Annotated in this window: 14 protein-coding genes; 7 read left to right on the plus strand and 7 right to left on the minus strand. The window is 72.9% G+C overall.

Annotated features, from left to right (window positions below):
- Positions 1 to 112 precede the first annotated feature (112 nt).
- Genes JE024_RS04940 through JE024_RS04950 form a run of 3 tightly spaced genes read left to right on the plus strand, consistent with a single transcriptional unit; the run spans position 113 to position 3,415 of the window.
- Positions 113 to 1,060 (plus strand): carbohydrate ABC transporter permease, encoded by a 948-nt coding sequence (locus JE024_RS04940; protein ID WP_205372401.1) that lies wholly within the window; start codon positions 113 to 115, stop codon positions 1,058 to 1,060.
- Entirely contained in the window at positions 1,057 to 1,959 is a 903-nt protein-coding gene (locus JE024_RS04945; protein WP_205372402.1) for a carbohydrate ABC transporter permease, read from the plus strand. The genes JE024_RS04940 and JE024_RS04945 overlap by 4 nt, the downstream gene beginning before the upstream one ends.
- 55 nt (positions 1,960 to 2,014) lie before the next feature.
- Positions 2,015 to 3,415, plus strand: a complete 1,401-nt coding sequence (locus JE024_RS04950) for a GH1 family beta-glucosidase (protein ID WP_205372403.1) — start codon at positions 2,015 to 2,017, stop codon at positions 3,413 to 3,415.
- Between the two features lie 355 nt (positions 3,416 to 3,770).
- On the opposite strand, the gene JE024_RS04955 is transcribed toward JE024_RS04950, so the two are convergent.
- Positions 3,771 to 4,649, minus strand: coding sequence for an oxygenase MpaB family protein (locus tag JE024_RS04955; protein WP_205372404.1), 879 nt, complete (start codon positions 4,647 to 4,649; stop codon positions 3,771 to 3,773).
- Positions 4,650 to 4,724: 75 nt separating this feature from the next.
- Entirely contained in the window at positions 4,725 to 5,627 is a 903-nt protein-coding gene (locus JE024_RS04960) for an ion transporter (RefSeq protein WP_205372405.1), read from the minus strand.
- A 284-nt stretch (positions 5,628 to 5,911) separates the two neighbouring features.
- On the opposite strand from JE024_RS04960, the gene sph reads away from it, so the two are divergent.
- Positions 5,912 to 6,901, plus strand: coding sequence for a sphingomyelin phosphodiesterase (gene sph, locus JE024_RS04965; RefSeq protein ID WP_205372406.1), 990 nt, complete (start codon positions 5,912 to 5,914; stop codon positions 6,899 to 6,901).
- Positions 6,902 to 7,085: 184 nt separating this feature from the next.
- Positions 7,086 to 8,162 (plus strand): S1 family peptidase, encoded by a 1,077-nt coding sequence (locus JE024_RS04970; RefSeq protein WP_205372407.1) that lies wholly within the window; start codon positions 7,086 to 7,088, stop codon positions 8,160 to 8,162.
- Positions 8,163 to 8,234: 72 nt separating this feature from the next.
- On the opposite strand, the gene JE024_RS04975 is transcribed toward JE024_RS04970, so the two are convergent.
- The 3 genes from JE024_RS04975 to uppS form a co-directional block, all read right to left on the minus strand.
- Complete coding sequence (locus JE024_RS04975; RefSeq protein WP_205372408.1) at positions 8,235 to 8,714, minus strand: macro domain-containing protein; 480 nt, start codon at positions 8,712 to 8,714, stop codon at positions 8,235 to 8,237.
- A gap of 149 nt (positions 8,715 to 8,863) precedes the next feature.
- Positions 8,864 to 10,420, minus strand: a complete 1,557-nt coding sequence (locus JE024_RS04980) for an oxygenase MpaB family protein (protein ID WP_205372409.1) — start codon at positions 10,418 to 10,420, stop codon at positions 8,864 to 8,866.
- Positions 10,420 to 11,190 carry a polyprenyl diphosphate synthase gene (gene uppS, locus JE024_RS04985; protein ID WP_205372410.1) on the minus strand — a complete coding sequence of 257 codons (771 nt, stop codon included), beginning with the start codon at positions 11,188 to 11,190 and terminating at the stop codon, positions 10,420 to 10,422. The genes JE024_RS04980 and uppS overlap by 1 nt, the downstream gene beginning before the upstream one ends.
- A 242-nt stretch (positions 11,191 to 11,432) precedes the next feature.
- Between uppS and JE024_RS04990 the strand changes: the two genes are divergently transcribed.
- Together JE024_RS04990 and JE024_RS04995 are read left to right on the plus strand one after the other, a co-directional pair.
- A complete protein-coding gene (locus tag JE024_RS04990; protein ID WP_205372411.1) occupies positions 11,433 to 12,161 on the plus strand; it encodes a MerR family transcriptional regulator in 729 nt (242 codons plus the stop codon).
- 41 nt (positions 12,162 to 12,202) lie between these two features.
- Positions 12,203 to 12,478 (plus strand): DUF2087 domain-containing protein, encoded by a 276-nt coding sequence (locus tag JE024_RS04995; RefSeq protein WP_205372412.1) that lies wholly within the window; start codon positions 12,203 to 12,205, stop codon positions 12,476 to 12,478.
- Positions 12,479 to 12,615: 137 nt separating this feature from the next.
- Here JE024_RS04995 and JE024_RS05000 read toward each other — a convergent pair whose 3' ends face one another.
- Positions 12,616 to 14,790, minus strand: a complete 2,175-nt coding sequence (locus JE024_RS05000; RefSeq protein WP_205372413.1) for a 3-hydroxyacyl-CoA dehydrogenase NAD-binding domain-containing protein — start codon at positions 14,788 to 14,790, stop codon at positions 12,616 to 12,618.
- A 46-nt stretch (positions 14,791 to 14,836) separates the two neighbouring features.
- The gene (locus JE024_RS05005; RefSeq protein WP_205372414.1) at positions 14,837 to 16,051 is read right to left on the minus strand and encodes an acetyl-CoA C-acetyltransferase; all 1,215 of its coding nucleotides are present in this window, start codon (positions 16,049 to 16,051) and stop codon (positions 14,837 to 14,839) included.
- Positions 16,052 to 16,059 lie beyond the last annotated feature (8 nt).

Here is a 16,059-nt window from a genome sequence, read left to right on the forward strand (position 1 = left end):
GGCGCACGCCGTCCTCCGGACCGGCCCCGGGGGCCGCCCCGGGCCGTCGTCGTCCCGGACCCGGCCCCGCCCCCACCGCCCCGGCACCGACTCACCCCCGAAGGGCCGCACCGTGACCCTCACCGCACCCGCGAAGCCGATCTCGCCGCCCCGCCCGCCCGCCGTGCGGCGTGCGTGGCAGAAGGTCTCGCCGTACGCCTACATCGCCCCGTTCTTCACCCTGTTCGCCGCCTTCGGGCTCTTCCCGCTGATCTACACGGCGTTCGTGTCGCTGTACCGGGTGGAGCTCCAGACCCCGGGCGACATGGAGTGGCGGGGCCTCGACAACTACACCGCGCTGCTGAGCGACGAGTTCTTCTGGACCTCGCTGCGCAACACGTTCACCATCGGGGTGCTCTCCACGGTGCCGCAGCTCGTGATGGCGCTGGGGCTCGCGCACCTGCTCAACTACCGGCTGCGCGGCCGCACCTTCCTGCGCACCGCGATGCTGCTCCCCTACGCGACCTCCGTCGCCGCCGCCACCCTCGTCTTCGCCCAGCTCTTCGGCCGTGACTTCGGGCTGATCAACTACGTGATCGGCCTGGTCGGCATCGGCCCGGTCGACTGGCAGTCGGGCACGGTGGCGTCGCAGATCGCCGTGTCCGCCATCGTGATCTGGCGCTGGACGGGCTACAACGCGCTGATCTACCTGGCCGGCATGCAGTCCATCCCCAACGAGCTGTACGAGGCGGCGGAGATGGACGGGGCCTCGCGGTGGCGGCAGTTCTTCCACGTCACCCTGCCGGGGCTGCGGCCCACGATCGTCTTCACGGTCATCGTCTCGACGATCGGCGCGACCCAGCTCTTCGGTGAGCCGCTGCTCTTCGAGGGCTCCATCTCCGGCGGCATCTCGCACCAGTACCAGACGCTCGGCCTCTACATGTACGAGCAGGGCTGGGGCTTCTTCCACCTGGGCCGCGCGGCCGCCATCGCCTGGGTGATGTTCCTGCTGATCCTGGTGCTCGTCGGGGTCAACGCCCTGATCGCGCGCCGCCGTTCCCGCAAGGAGGCCGGCCGATGACCGCGCTCGCCGAACCGCCGGTGAAGCAGCCGGCCGAACCGCCCGCACCCGGCCGGCGCCGGACCCGCTCCCGCGCGGGCCGCACCATGCAGGGCGGCAAGCTGGCCTACGCGATCCTGATCGTGGCCGTGCTGATCTCCGCCTTCCCGTTCTACTGGACGATCGTCGCGGCGAGCCGCTCCAACGCCGATCTGGCGCAGGTGCCGCCGTCGCTGCTGCCGGGCTCCAACCTGTTCCGCAACTTCGAGGCGGTGATGGAGGAGGCGGACATCGGCAAGGCGCTGGTGAACTCCCTCATCGTGTCCGGCTCGATCACCGTGGGCACGGTGCTCTGCTGCACCCTCGCCGGCTTCGCCTTCGCCAAGCTCCGCTTCCGCGGCCGGGGCGCCCTGCTGGCCGTCACGGTCGGCACCATGATGATCCCGCCGCAGCTCGGTGTGATCCCGCTGTTCATGCTGATCGCCGAACTCCAGTGGGTGAACCAGCTCCACGCGGTGATCCTGCCCGGTCTGGTCTCCGCGTTCGGCGTGTTCTTCATGCGGCAGTACCTGGTGCAGTCGCTGCCCGACGAACTGATCGAGGCGGCGCGGGTCGACGGCGCGTCCACGGCCCGGATCTTCTGGTCGATCGTGGTGCCCATCGCCCGGCCCGGCATGGCCGTGCTCGGCCTGCTCACCTTCATGGCGGCCTGGAACGACTTCTTCTGGCCCATCGTCGCCCTCACCTCGTCCGAACCGACCGTGCAGGTCGCCCTCCGCCAGCTCGGCGGCGGCTACGTACAGGACCAGTCCGTGATCATGGCGGGCACCCTGCTCGGCACCCTGCCCGTACTGCTGGTCTTCGGCCTGCTGGGCCGGCAGATCGTCGGCGGCATCATGCAGGGCGCGGTCAAGGGCTGACCCCGCCCGTCCCCGAATCCGGCCACACCGTCTCACTCCTGGGAGTTCCATCCTCATGACCGCACTCGACGCACGCCCCGACACGACGACGCACCGATTCCCCGCGGCCTTCCGCTGGGGCACGGCCACCGCGGCGTACCAGATCGAGGGAGCCGCCGCCGAGGACGGCCGTACCCCGTCGATCTGGGACACGTTCAGCCGCACCCCGGGCAAGGTCCGCAACGGTGACACGGGCGACATCGCGGCCGACCACTACCACCGGGTGAGCGAGGACATCGCGCTGATGCGGCGGCTCGGTGTCACCGACTACCGCTTCTCGGTCGCCTGGCCCCGGGTGCAGCCGACCGGCCGCGGGCCCGCCGTGCAGAAGGGGCTGGACTTCTACCGGCGGCTCGTCGACGAGCTGCTGGAGGCCGGCATCCGGCCGGTGGCCACCCTGTACCACTGGGACCTGCCCCAGGAGCTGGAGGACGCGGGCGGCTGGCCGCAGCGCGAGACGGCGCAGCGGTTCGGCGAGTACGCGGGCATCATGGCCGGTGCGCTGGGCGACCGGGTCGCCACCTGGACGACCCTCAACGAGCCGTGGTGCGCGGCCTTCCTCGGGTACGGGAACGGGGTGCACGCCCCCGGCCGCACCAGCGCGCTCGCCTCGCTGCGCGCCGCCCACCACTTCAACCTGGCGCACGGGCTGGCGACCAGGGCGCTGCGCGACACCCTGTCCGCGGGCTCGGAGATCTCCCTCACGCTCAACCTCCACGCGGTGCGCCCGCACACCGACACACCGGCCGACCTGGACGCGGCCCGCCGGATCGACGCGGTGGGCAACCGGGTCTTCCTGGACCCGGTCTTCAACGGCAGCCTGCCCGACGACCTGGTCCGGGACACGGCCGCGGTGACGGACTGGTCGTTCGTCCTCGACGGCGACCTGGAGACGGCGTCGGCGCCGATCGACTCGCTCGGCATCAACTACTACTCCCCCACCGTGGTCGCGGCGGGCTCCTCGCCCGCCGGTCCCTCGCCGTGGGCCGGCGCCGAGGAGCACGTGAGCTTCCTGCCGGCGCCGGGGCCGCGCACCGCGATGGACTGGCCGGTGGACGCCGACGGTCTGCACGAGCTGCTGCTGCGGCTGCGGGACGACCTGCCGGGGGTGCCGCTGGTGATCACCGAGAACGGCGCGGCCTACGACGACTACGCCGACCCGTCGGGCGAGGTGAAGGACCCGGAGCGGGTCGCCTATCTGCACGCCCACCTGGCGGCGGTGCACCGGGCGATCGAGGACGGGGCGGACGTCCGGGGCTACTTCCTCTGGTCCCTGCTGGACAACTTCGAGTGGGCGTACGGCTACAGCAAGCGCTTCGGGATCGTGCACGTCGACTTCGCCACCCAGCGGCGCACGTTCAAGGACAGTGCGCGGTGGTACGCGGAGGTGATCGCGCGGGGCGGCCTCGCCGAGTAGGCGGCCGGAGGCCGCCGGGCTTGTGGGACCGGTGCCCGGGTTCCCCGTCGCGCTCGGCGCGACGGGGGCCCGGGCACCGGGCGTGTGGGCCCGGGCGCGGGGGCTTCTCGCGTCCGCGGGTGGGGTCGCTTCGTGTGCGGGGGGTGCTTCGTGTGCGGGGGTTGCTTCGTGTGCGGGGGTTGCTTCGTGTGCGGGTGGTGGTCGCGGCACCACGCTGCGCGCGGTGTCCTCAAACGCCGGACGGGCTGGGGTGACGGGCGGCGCGGTGGCCTCGGACGCCGGACGGGCTGGGGTGACGGGCGGGACGGTGGCCTCGGACGCCGGACGGGCTGGGGTGACGGGCGGGACGGTGGCCTCAGACGCCCGACCGGCCGGGGCCGCGGGCCGTGCGTGCCCGGGCGCGGGCCGCGCGGGCGAGGGGGAGGTAGCGGAGGCGTTCGGGGAGGGCGGGGACCACCACGCGGACGACCGCGCCGAATCCGCGCAGCCGGCGCTCCTGCGCGTCGGTCCAGGGCAGTCCGAGGGCCTCGCGGGCGTCGGGCGGCATCAGGCCGATGGTCATGAAGCGGCGGAAGGTGGCGAGCGGGGGCAGCAGCACCGGCCACAGGATCCGCAGCAGCCACCTCAGCGCCCGTGGTCCCCGGTCGGGCGGGGGCACCGGCTGGGTGGGGTCGACGAGCTCCCGGACGACGGCCGTGGCCTCCAGCCGTTCGGCGAGCACCGTGCGGTAGTAGGGCCAGAACTCCTCGACGGTCGCGGGCATGTCGCGGTCGCGGATGCCGAGGATCCGGCCGATCTGGAGCCACTCCGCGTAGAGCTTGCGCTCCTCGGCGCCGGTGAGTTCGCGCACGAGGTAGCGGGCGCCGTGGCGGTAGACCGGGAAGCCGGTGGCGTGCACCCAGGCGTAGTGGGCGGGGCTGAGCGCATGGTAGCGGCGCCCGTGGGCGTCGGTCCCCTGGATGGTGCGGTGCAGCTCGCGCAGGCGGCGGCCCTCGGCCGCGGCCTCCTCGCCGCCGTAGATCCAGAGCTGGAGCGAGCGCAGCGAGCGTTCGCCGCGTCCCCAGGGGTCGGTCCGGAAGACGGAGTGCTCGTCGACGCCGGCGCCGACGGCCGGGTCGGCGACCTGCATGGTCAGCGCGGCGGGCAGCATCAGCAGGGCGCGGATGTCGCCGGCGAGGCTCCAGAGCACCCCGCCGGGCGGGGGCGGGTCGACGGCTGCCGCGGCGGGGCTCATCTGGTGCTCCCGGGGGTGGTCGGAGTCGGTGCTGCCTGACTCTCCAGTATGCGACCCGGCCCCCGGGAGCCGTGCTCAGGGCCGGTGGGCGGCCTTCGCCACCGCCTCCGGCCGGGGCGGGACGTGCGGCAGCAGGTGTTCCAGGTCCTCCAGCTGGGCGCGGGCCGCCGCGATCCGTTCCCTGATCTCCTCCACGGGGGGTGCCTGCTCGCCGTCCGCGGCCCTCCGGTCCCCGTCGAGTTCCCTGGCCTGGGCGAGCGAGTCGATGACGACGCCGATCAGGAGATTGACCATCAGGAAGGAGCTGAGCAGCACGTAGGAGGCGTAGTAGACGACGGCCCAGGGCGAGATCGCGAGCCCGCCGTAGAGGGCGTCGCCGAGGCCGTCGAGGGTCATCAGCACGAACAGGGTGAGGGCGGCGCGGCCCAGGGAGCCGTAGTGCTCGGGGTCGTCGGCGGAGAACGCGGCCCAGCCGAGCATCGCGTACATGTACAGCAGCAGGGTGCCGACCAGCAGGAAGCTGACGGCGCCCGGGACGCTCTTGCCGATCGCCGTGACGATGATGCGCAGTTGGGGCAGGAAGCGGGCGGTGCGGACGACGCGCGCGAGCCGCAGCAGCCGCAGGACGGTGGTGTTCTCGCTGACGAAGGGCAGGAACGCGCAGAGGACCACGGTCAGGTCGAAGACGTTCCACGGGTTGCGGAAGAAGTCCGACGGCCGGTCGGCGTGGGCGAGGGCGCGCAGGGCGATCTCCACGGTGAAGGCGCCGAGCAGCAGATGCTCCAGCAGCTTCAGTCCGGTGTGCCACTCCTGGGCGAAGCCCGCGTAGGTCTCGGCGCCCAGCAGGACGGCGTTGAGCGCGATGGCCCCGACCGCCAGTGCCGAGAACCAGTCGGCCTCCACCACCCGCCCGGCGCGTTCCGCGATGCGGGCGCGCCGCTCGTCCGTGGCGGCGAGCGCCGGGCTGTCGAGACTCATTCCGTACCCACTCCACTGTCCTGAGCTGCGTGAACGGCACCAGCTTGGCCCACGCCGCACCGTGTGCCGGGCGGAGTACACGCGGGGGCGCGCCATGCCCACCTGCCGGGGGACGGGGTGAACATCTGCGCGATCGCGAGGGGGCCACGCGGGTGGGCGCGAACGTTGCGCCGGAGTGAAGAACGGCGACATCTACCTATTACCTGAAGGTAACTTCTGCTGCTTTGATGTGCGGCACCGGTCGATCGTGCCGGCCGGTCCCCCACATCCCGACAGGAGATCCTGTGCCGACCTCCCCGCTCCGCCGCCTCACGGGCGCCGCCCTGTCCGCGGTGCTCGCCGCCGGTGTCCTCGCCGCCGCAGCGCCCTCCGCGGGCGCCGCGGCCGACGCCCCGGTCCCGCGGCTGAAGGTGCTCACGTACAACGCGTTCCTGTTCAGCCGGACGCTCTACCCCAACTGGGGCCAGGACCACCGGGCCGCCGAGATCCCGCGGGCGCCGTTCTTCCGGGGCAACGACGTGGTCGTGCTCCAGGAGGCTTTCGACAACACCGCGTCGGAGGCGCTGGCGCGCAACGCGTCGGCCGGATACCCGTACCGGACGCCGGTGATGGGCCGCGGCACGAGCGGCTGGGACGCGACGGGCGGCGCGTACTCGGCGCTGACGCCGGAGGACGGCGGAGTGGCCGTGCTCAGCAGGTGGCCGATCGTGCGCAAGGAGCAGTACGTCTACAAGGACGCCTGCGGCTCCGACTGGTACTCCAACAAGGGCTTCGTGTACGCGGTGCTCGATGTGAACGGCAGCCGGGTGCACGTCGTCGGGACGCACGCGCAGTCGACCGACCCGGGGTGCGGCGCGGGAGAGGCGGCGTCGGTGCGGGCCCGTCAGTTCCGGGCGATGGACGCCTTCCTGGACGCCAAGCGGATCCCCGCCACCGAACAGGTGATCGTGGCGGGCGACTTCAACGTGGACTCCCGCACGCCCGAGTACGCGGCGATGCTCGCCGACGCGGGTCTGGCCGGCGCCGACGCCCGGACGGGGCATCCGTACTCGTTCGACACCCGGGACAACTCGATCGCGGCGGACCGCTACCCGGACGACCCGCGCGAGGACCTGGACCATGTGCTGCACCGCGCCGGGCACGCGCGGCCGGCCGGCTGGACCAATGAGGTGATCAAGGCGCCGAGCGCGCCCTGGTCGGTGTCGAGCTGGGGCACCACTTACACGTACACGGACTTCTCCGACCACTATCCGGTGGTCGCCTCCGCGCGGTAGGCGGGCCGGCCGCCCCGCCTTCGCGGGCGGGGCGGGGGCGTGCGCCGGACACGCCCGGCCGGGCGGCACCCTTGTATCCGTGTCAGGGCCATGTCACATTGAGTCCGCACTCCGGACTGGTCCAGTCCACATCGCCCCCACCCAGGGCGATCCCCCCACGGACTCGTACGAAGGAGAAGCCCCCATGAGACGCACCTCCCGTGCGCGCATCTGCCTTCCCGCCCTGCTCGCCCTGACCGCCGTCGGCCTCGGCACCCACGCCTCGGCCGCCGAACCGGAGCCCGCCGCCGGGGCCCCGGCGCCCGGCGTCTCGGCGACCGCCGCCCAGTACGCCCTGCACAGCTCGCTCGAACGCGGTCTCGGCGACCGCACCGCCGGCTCCTATCTCGACGCCGCGAGCGGCGAGCTGGTGGTGACGGTGACGGACGCCGCCACCGCGGCCGCGGTCCGCGACAGCGGCGCCCGCGCCGAGATCGTCGACCGCTCCATGGCCGACCTGCGCGCCACCATGGACACCCTGGAGACGCGGGCGAAGATCACCGGGACCTCCTGGGGCGTCGACCCGAGGACCAACCAGGTCTCCGTGGAGGCCGACCAGTCGGTGTCCGCGCGCGACATGGCCCGGCTGCGGAAGGTGGCCGCCGGGCTGGGCGACAGCGTGCGGATCACCCGGGTGCCGGGCACCTTCACCAAGGAGGTCGCGGGCGGCGACGCGATCTACGGCGGCGGCTTCCGCTGCTCGGCCGCGTTCAACGTGTCCAAGGGCACGGCCCGTTACTTCCTCACCGCGGGGCACTGCACCAACGCGGCGAGCAGCTGGTCCGCCGCCTCGGGCGGCGCCGCCATCGGCACCCGTGAGGGCACCAGCTTCCCGACCAACGACTACGGGCTCGTCCGCTACACCGACGGCTCCCAGCCCGCCGGCGACGTGAACCTGTGGAACGGCAGCCGCCAGGACATCACCTCGGCCGCCGACGCCGTCGTGGGGCAGGCCATCCGCAAGTCCGGCTCCACCACCAAGGTCACCAGCGGCACCGTCACCGCGGTGAACGTCACGGTGAACTACAGCGAGGGCCCCGTCTACAACCTCGTCCGCACCACGGCCTGTTCCTCGGGCGGCGACAGCGGCGGCGCCCACTTCGCGGGCACCACGGCCCTGGGCATCCACTCGGGCAGCTCCGGCTGCTCGGGCACCAGCGGCTCCGCGCTCCACCAGCCGGTCCGCGAGGCACTGAGCGCCTACGGAGTGGCCGTCTACTGAGGCCGGCGGCGTGCGGGGGTGTGACCACCACCGGGTCGCACCCCCGCACAGCCACCATCGGGGATTCCCCGCTCAGTCCCCGTGGTCGTAGACGGTGACCTCGACGCCACGGGCCGTCAGCCGCTCGGCTATCAGCGGCTCGACACGCGACCACCTGCCGCCGGCGAGCCCGCAGCCGATCCGCGGCATGTGCACCGACGCACCCAGCTCCAGCGCCTTGTCGCCCACCGCCGCGAGGGCGCGGTCGATCGCCTCGTAGCGGACGGGGACGCCCTTGCTGCCCGTCCGCATGCCGCGCTGGCCCACCATGTTGGCCACCCAGAGGAACGGGCCGACCTGGACGAACTGAGCCGCGCCCAGGCCGAAGTCGTTGCCCGAGCGCTCCCGGTGCCAGCGCCGGTACTCCGCCTCCGGCCCGGGCCACCGGCGGGAGACGGCGAGGACGAAGCCCTTGCCCCAGCCGCCGAGGTCGTTGCAGACGTGCGCGATCAGCTTGACGCCCTTGCCCTGCGGCGCGGTGGCGTCCCCTCGGACATAGACGATCCCGGTCATGGCACCACCGTACGGCCGGCCACCGACACCGCCCTCCGCGGACTGCCCGCGCCCCTCGCACTCCCCCGGACTTCCCGGCTTCCCCGCTTCCCGGCATCGCGGCTTCCCGGCATCACGGGCGGTGCGGGCCCGGTCGCGGCGCGGCGGTGTCAGGCCTCGGCGAGCAAGGGGTCGTAGGGGCTGGAGCGGCGGCGGGCCGACATGAAGGAGAGGAAGTCGCCCACGAACTCGGATCGGGTGCAGACCCCGTCGGTGCCGGTGGTGTCGCGGCGGAACCCGGTACGGAACAGGGCCCGGTACTCGTCGGCGTCGATGGTGCCGTTGCCGTCCTTGTCGGTGGCGTCGAACAGCACCTCGGCGACCCGGATCAGCGCGGGCCCGGCCAGCGACGGCACGGCGGCGGCGTACTCCCCGGCGCTCACCCGTCCGTCGCCGTCCGCGTCCAGCGCGCTCTGCAGTTCCCGCCACCAGTCGGCGAAGGCGGTGTAGAGACCGGTCTCCTCGGGCTCGTCCAGGTCGAGGCGGGTGGACAGTTCACGTGCCATCGCCGCGAGGTCCGGCCAGTCCAGGTAGCCGTCGCCGGTCTGGTCCAGCACCTGGTGGAAGAACTCCTCGGCCGTGCGCCGGGCTTCGCCGCCGCCCGGGCCGTCCGCGGGGCCGTCCGCCGCCCGGTCCGCCGGGGCCAGCGGGCTCATCAGGCGCAGCAGCGCCGCGGCCCGCCGCATCCGGTCCTGGAGGGCGACGACGGTCCGCGCCCGGGGGTCGTCGCTCTCGGGCGAGAGCGAGAGGAGTTCGGCGAGCCCCTCGGCCCGCAGCAGCCCCGCGGGCAGGAAGCGCGCCAGCCCGGCGGCGACGTAGGCGCCCTGCATCAGGGTCTGGGCGCCCGGCATCTCCGGCAGTCCGGCGCGGCGCCGGTACGCCTCCGGCAGCGAGGCGACGGTGACCGCGCCGATGACCGGGCCCGCGACGGCCCGGCCGGCCGCCCACAGCGTGGGCACGCCCTGGAGCAGCGGCGGGGCGGGCAGCCGGTCGAACAGCCGGTACAGGATGACGCGGGCCGCCTCGGTGTTCTCCAGTTCCTCGGCGACGACCCGGTCGAAGTACCGCCAGAAGCCCGGCAGGTCCCCGGGCAGATGCCCGGCGTCGCCGTCGAGGGCGGTGAGGAAGGCCCGGAACTCGGCGTACAGCCGCTCCATGGTGTCCTGGTCCATCGGCCGGCCGCTCATCCGGAACATGGTGACGGTGCTCTCGAAGAGGGTCGCCACCACCCAGGCCCGCACCCCCGGGTCCATGGCGTCGTAGGGCCGGCCGTGGGTGTCGGTGCCGTCGAGGCGGGCGTGCATCCGGTTGAGGCGGGCGGCCTCCCGGCGCCGTACCTCCTCGTCGGCGCCGAACATCCGGCGCAGGCTGGTGAGGGTGTTGCGCAGCCGGCGCCAGGGGTGGGCGACGAAGGTGGAGTTGTCCGCGAGCGCGGCGCCCACCTGGGGGTGGGCCGCCTCCAGCACGGTCGCCCGGACGACGGCCAGGGCCCACCGGGGGTCGTCGAAGAGTGCGTGGAAGCGCGAGCCGGGCCCGTACAGCGGGACGTCCCCGTCCCCGTCCCCGTCCGCGGCGGGGCCGGGGCCGGGCGGCGGGGCGGGGTCGTCACCGGGGCCGGGCGGCGGGGCGGCGGCGTCCGGGGCGGGGTCGTCGTGGCGGACCGTCATCACGGTGCTCCGTTCGGCTGGGACGGCACGCCGCCGAAGCGGCGGTCGCGTCGCTGGTAGGTGTGCAGGCATTCGAGGAAGTGCGCGGCGCGGAAGTCCGGCCACAGGACCTGAGGGAAGACCCACTCGGCGTAGGCGACCTGCCAGAGCATGAAGTTGGAGATGCGCTGCTCGCCGGAGGTGCGGATCACGAGGTCCACGTCGGGGGTGTCGGGGTACGGGAGGTGGGCCGCGAAGGTCCGCTCGGTGACCTCGTCGGCGCTCGCGCCGCCGCGGATCAGCGACCGGGCGGCCTCGACGATGTCCCGGCGTCCGCCGTGGTCGAACGCGACGGTGAGGGTCATGCCCCGGTTCGCCTCCGTGAGGGTGGTGAGGTCCCGGAAATCCTGGGCGAGTTCCTTCGGCACGCGCTCGTCCGTGACCCCGAGGAACCGGCAGCGCACCCCGCGCGCCAGCAGCAGCGGGGCGTGCTTGCGCACGACGCCGCGGACGAGGCGCATCAGGAACTCGACCTCCGCGGGGGGCCGGTTCCAGTTCTCCGTGGAGAAGGCGTACAGGCTCAGCCAGCGGACGCCGGAGGACCGCGCCGCCTCGATGACGTCGATCACCGTGGTCTCGGCGGCCCGGTGGCCCGCGGTGCGGGGCAGCGAACGCCGGGCGGCCCAGCGTCCGTTGCCGTCCATCACACAGGCCACGTGCCGGGGCACCCCGGGCGCCGTGCCACCCCCCGGCGCCGCGCCGACGCCGGCCGTCGCACCCTCGTGCGTCATGCCCCCACCCTCGTGTCCCTCGCCCGTCGTTCCCCCGGCACCGCGCGACCGGCCCCGAGGAGGCGGCGCTCCGGCGATCACTGAGGGGAGTGTGGCAGCGGCGGACGGCACGGCACGGGGCAACAAGATCCGCTTCACCCATGGCGCATCAGTACGACCGGCCCCCGGGTGGTTTCACAGCAATGGTGAGACAGCAATACTGTTGGACAGAGCGGGTGCGGTGGTTCGGGAGAGGGAGTGCCATGGCGGACGTGACCGAGGAGGCGGCGTTCACCGTCGACGAGCTGGCCGCGCGTGCCGGGGTGACGGTGCGGACCGTCCGTTTCTACGGCACCCGCGGGCTGCTGCCCCCGCCGGTGATCGGCCCGCGCAGGGTCGGCCACTACGGCCGCGACCACCTCTCCCGTCTCGCGCTGATCGAGGAGCTCCAGCACCAGGGCATGACCCTCGCCGCCATCGAGCGCTATCTGGAGCAGCTTCCCGCCGATCTGAGCGCGCAGGATCTGGCGATCCACCGGGCCCTGGTGGCGGCCTGGGCCCCCGAGTCCGCCGAGCGGGTGACCCGGGCGGAGCTGGAGCGCCGCGCGGGGCGTCCGCTGTCGGACGAGGACGTGGAGCGGCTCGGGGCCATGGGGGTGCTGGAGGCGCGGACGGACGGCGGTTACCTGCTGGACGGGTCGCTGCTGCGGCTCGGGGCCGAGCTGCTGGACGTGCCCATCGCGCACGAGACGATCCTCGCCTCCCGCACGGTGCTGCTGGAGCACGCGCGCTCCGCGGCCCAGGAGCTGTCACGGCTGTTCCGCGACGAGGTCTGGGGGCCCTACCGGGAGCGGGACCCGGAGCATGCGACGGCGGCGATGAAGTCGCTCTCGGCCCATATGCAGCCGATCGTCGTGCAGGCCCTGGTGACGGCGTTCCAGCGGTCGCTGCGCGAGGAGCTGCGGAGCGCCCTCGGCGCCGGGGGACGGTAAATGCGTTGTCCGGGCGCGACCCGATGGGTGAGGCTGCGGTCATGTCCCTCCCCGCAGCCGGCACCGCGCATTCGGTGCACGCCCTCTTCTCCCAAGGCCGTCTGACGGCGATCCCGCGCAAGGCCGCCCGCCGCGAGCAGTTGCTCCGGCACCTGGCCGAGACCTTGTTCGTGCCCGGACGCGACTACACCGAGCGCGAGGTCAACGAGGCGCTGCTGACGGTGCACGACGACTGCGCCGCGCTGCGCCGCTATCTGGTGATCGGTGGCGAGCTGGCCCGGACGAGGGACGGCGGCAGCTACCGGCGAGCCGGGTAACCGCCGCCGCCCCCTTCGGCCTCGGGCGTCGGGCGGGCCTGACGCGTCGTGCCTCAGGCGTCAGGCATCGCGCCTCAGGCCTCAGGCGTCGCGCGTCAGGCGTCGCGTGTCAGGCGTCGCGTGTCAGGCGTCGCGTGTCAGGCGTCGGTGAAGGTCTCGCCCCGCTCGGCCTTGGCCACCAGCAGCGCCGGCGGCTGGAACCGGTCGCCGTAGCGCTCGGCGAGCTCACGGGCGCGGGCCGTGAAGCCGGGCAGGCCGCCCTCGTAGCCGTTGATGTACTGGAGCACGCCGCCCGTCCAGGCCGGGAAGCCGATGCCCATGATGGAGCCGATGTTGGCGTCGGCGACCGTCGTCAGGACGTTCTCCTCCAGGCAGCGCACCGAGTCCAGGGCCTCGGAGAACAGCATCCGCTCCCGCATGTCCTCGAAGGGGATGTCCGTGCCCTCGCGGGTGAAGTGCTCGCGCAGTCCGGGCCAGAGCCCCGCCCGCTTGCCGTCCTCGTCGTAGTCGTAGAAGCCGGCGCCGCCGCTGCGGCCGGGCCGCCCGAACTCGTCGACCATCCGGTCGATGACGGCGTCGGACGGATGCCCCGGCCAGGTGCCGCCGGCCTCCTCGACCGCGCGCCTGGTCTCGTTGCGGATCTTGCGCGGGAGGGTGAGGGTGAGCTCGTCCATCAGGCTGAGCACCTTGGCCGGGTAGCCGGCCTGGGCGGCGGCCTGCTCGACGGAGACGGGATCGGCGCCCTCGCCGACCATGGCGACGCCCTCGTTGATGAACTGCCCGATGACGCGGGAGGTGAAGAAGCCGCGGGAGTCGTTGACGACGATGGGCGTCTTGTTGATCCGCCGGACCAGGTCGAAGGCGCGGGCGAGCGCCTCGTCGCCGGTCCGTTCGCCCTTGATGATCTCCACCAGCGGCATCTTGTCGACGGGTGAGAAGAAGTGGAGGCCGATGAAGTCGGCCTGGCGCTCCACGCCTTCGGCGAGGGTGGTGATGGGCAGGGTGGAGGTGTTGGAGCACAGCAGCGCGTCGGGCTCGACGACGTCCTGGATCTCCTGGAACACCTTGTGCTTGAGCGCGGTGTCCTCGAAGACCGCCTCGATGACGACGTCGCAGCCCGCCAGGTCGGCGGCCTCGGCGGTCGGGGTGATCCGGGCCAGCAGCGCGTCCGCCTTCTCCTGCGTGGTGCGGCCCCGCGAGACGGCCTTGGCGCACAGCTTCTCCGAGTAGCCCTTGCCCTTCCGCGCCGACTCGGCGGTGACGTCCTTCAGGACGACCTCGATCCCGGCGCGCGCGCAGGAGTATGCGATACCCGCGCCCATCATCCCCGCACCGAGCACGGCCACCTTCCGCACCGTACGCGGCTCGATCCCCTGCGGGCGGCTGGCACCGGAGTTGACGGCCTGGAGGTCGAAGAAGAACGCCTGGATCATGTTCTTGGCGGTCTGGCCGGTGACCAGCTCGGTGAAGTAGCGGGCCTCGATGACCTGGGCGGTCTCGAAGTCGACCTGGGAGCCCTCGACGGCGGCCGCGAGGATGTTGCGCATGGCCGGGTAGGGGGCGCCGCCGGTCTGCTTCTTGAGATTGGCGGGGAACGCCGGGAGGTTGGCGGCGAACCGGGGGTTCGACGGGGTGCCGCCGGGGATCCGGTAGCCCTTGACGTCCCAGGGCTGCTGGGACTCCGGGTTGGCGTCGATGAAGGCGCGGGCCTTGTCGAGCATCTCCTCGGGAGTGGTGGCCAGTTCGTGGACGAGACCGCCCTCGACGGCGCGGCGGGGCGTGTACTGGGTGCCCTGGAGCAGCACCTTCAGCAGGGCGTCGGCGATGCCCATGAGGCGCACGGTGCGGGTGACGCCGCCGCCGGCGGGGAGCAGGCCGAGGGTGACCTCGGGCAGGCCGATCTTGGAGCCCGGGGCGTCGAGCGCGACACGGTGGTGGCAGGCGAGGGCGATCTCGTAACCGCCGCCGAGCGCGGCACCGTTGATCGCGGCGACGACGGGCTTGCCGAGGGTCTCGATCCGGCGCAGGGCGTGCTTGATGCCCATGCCGGCGTCGAAGACGTACTGGGCGTCCTCCGGGCCGGCCTTGATCATGTCCTTGAGGTCGCCGCCCGCGAAGAAGGTCTTCTTCGCGGAGGTGACGATGATGCCGCGGATGGACTCCTGCTCGGCCTCGATCCGGTCGGCGACGGCCGCGATCGACTCCTTGAACGCCTGGTTCATGGTGTTCGCGGACTGGTTGGGGTCGTCGAGGACGAGGGTGACGATGCCGGTCTCGTCCTGTTCCCAGCGGATGGTGGTGGACTCGCTCATGGTGGTGGCTGCTCCGTTAGGCGAAGGGGCGGAAGAGGACGGGGTCTCAGAGACGCTCGACGACGGTGGCGATGCCCATGCCGCCGCCCACGCACAGGGTGGCGAGGCCGAACCGCTTGTCCTGGCGCTCCAGTTCGTCGACGAGGGTGCCGAGGATCATCGCGCCGGTGGCGCCCAGGGGGTGGCCGAGGGCGATGGCGCCGCCGTTGACGTTGATCTTGTCCAGCGACAGGCCCATGTCCGCGGCGAAGCGGAGCACCACGCCCGCGAACGCCTCGTTGATCTCGACGAGGTCGATGTCGTCGATGGTGAGCCCGGCGCGCTTCAGCGCCTTGCGGGTGGCCGGCGCGGGGCCGGTGAGCATGATGGTGGGCTCGGACCCGGAGACGGCGGCGGAGACGATCCGGGCGCGCGGGGTCAGGCCGTGGCGCTCGCCGACCTCCTTGTTGCCGATGGCGACGAGGGCGGCGCCGTCGACGATGCCGGAGGAGTTGCCGGCGTGGTGGACGTGGTCGATCTTCTCGACCCAGTGGTACTTCTGGAGCGCGACGGCGTCGAAGCCGCCCAGCTCGCCGATGTCCGCGAAGGAGGGCTTCAGCTTCGCGAGGGAGTCCGCCGTGGTGCCGGGGCGCATGTGCTCGTCGTGGTCGAGGACGACCAGGCCGTTGCGGTCCCGCACGGGCACGACCGACCGCTCGAAGCGGCCGTCCTTCCAGGCGGCGGCGGCCCGTTCCTGGGAGAGCGCCGCGTACTCGTCGACGTCCCGGCGCGACCAGCCGCCGAGCGTGGCGATCAGGTCGGCGCCGATGCCCTGCGGCACGAAGCCGGTCTCGTGGTTGGTCATCGGGTCGGCGAACCAGGCGCCGCCGTCGGAGGCCATCGGGACGCGCGACATCGACTCGACGCCGCCCGCGAGGACCAGGTCCTCCCAGCCCGAACGGACCTTCATCGCCGCCATGTTGACGGCTTCCAGACCGGAGGCGCAGAAGCGGTTCTCCTGGACGCCGGCGACGGTGTCGGGCAGCCCGGCGGCGATGGCCGCGATCCGGGCGATGTCGGAGCCCTGGTCTCCGACCGGGCCGACGACGCCGAGGACGATGTCGTCGATCGCGGCCGGGTCGAGGCCCGGGAAACGGCGCTCGATCTCGTGGATCAGCCCGACGACGAGGTCGATGGGCTTGGTGCCGTGCAGGGCTCCGTTGGCCTTGCCGCGTCCGCGCGGGGTGCGGATCGCGTCGTACACGTACGCTTCGGTGCTCACCTTGTCAG

It is taken from the genome of Streptomyces zhihengii (assembly GCF_016919245.1).
Lineage (GTDB): Bacteria > Actinomycetota > Actinomycetes > Streptomycetales > Streptomycetaceae > Streptomyces > Streptomyces zhihengii.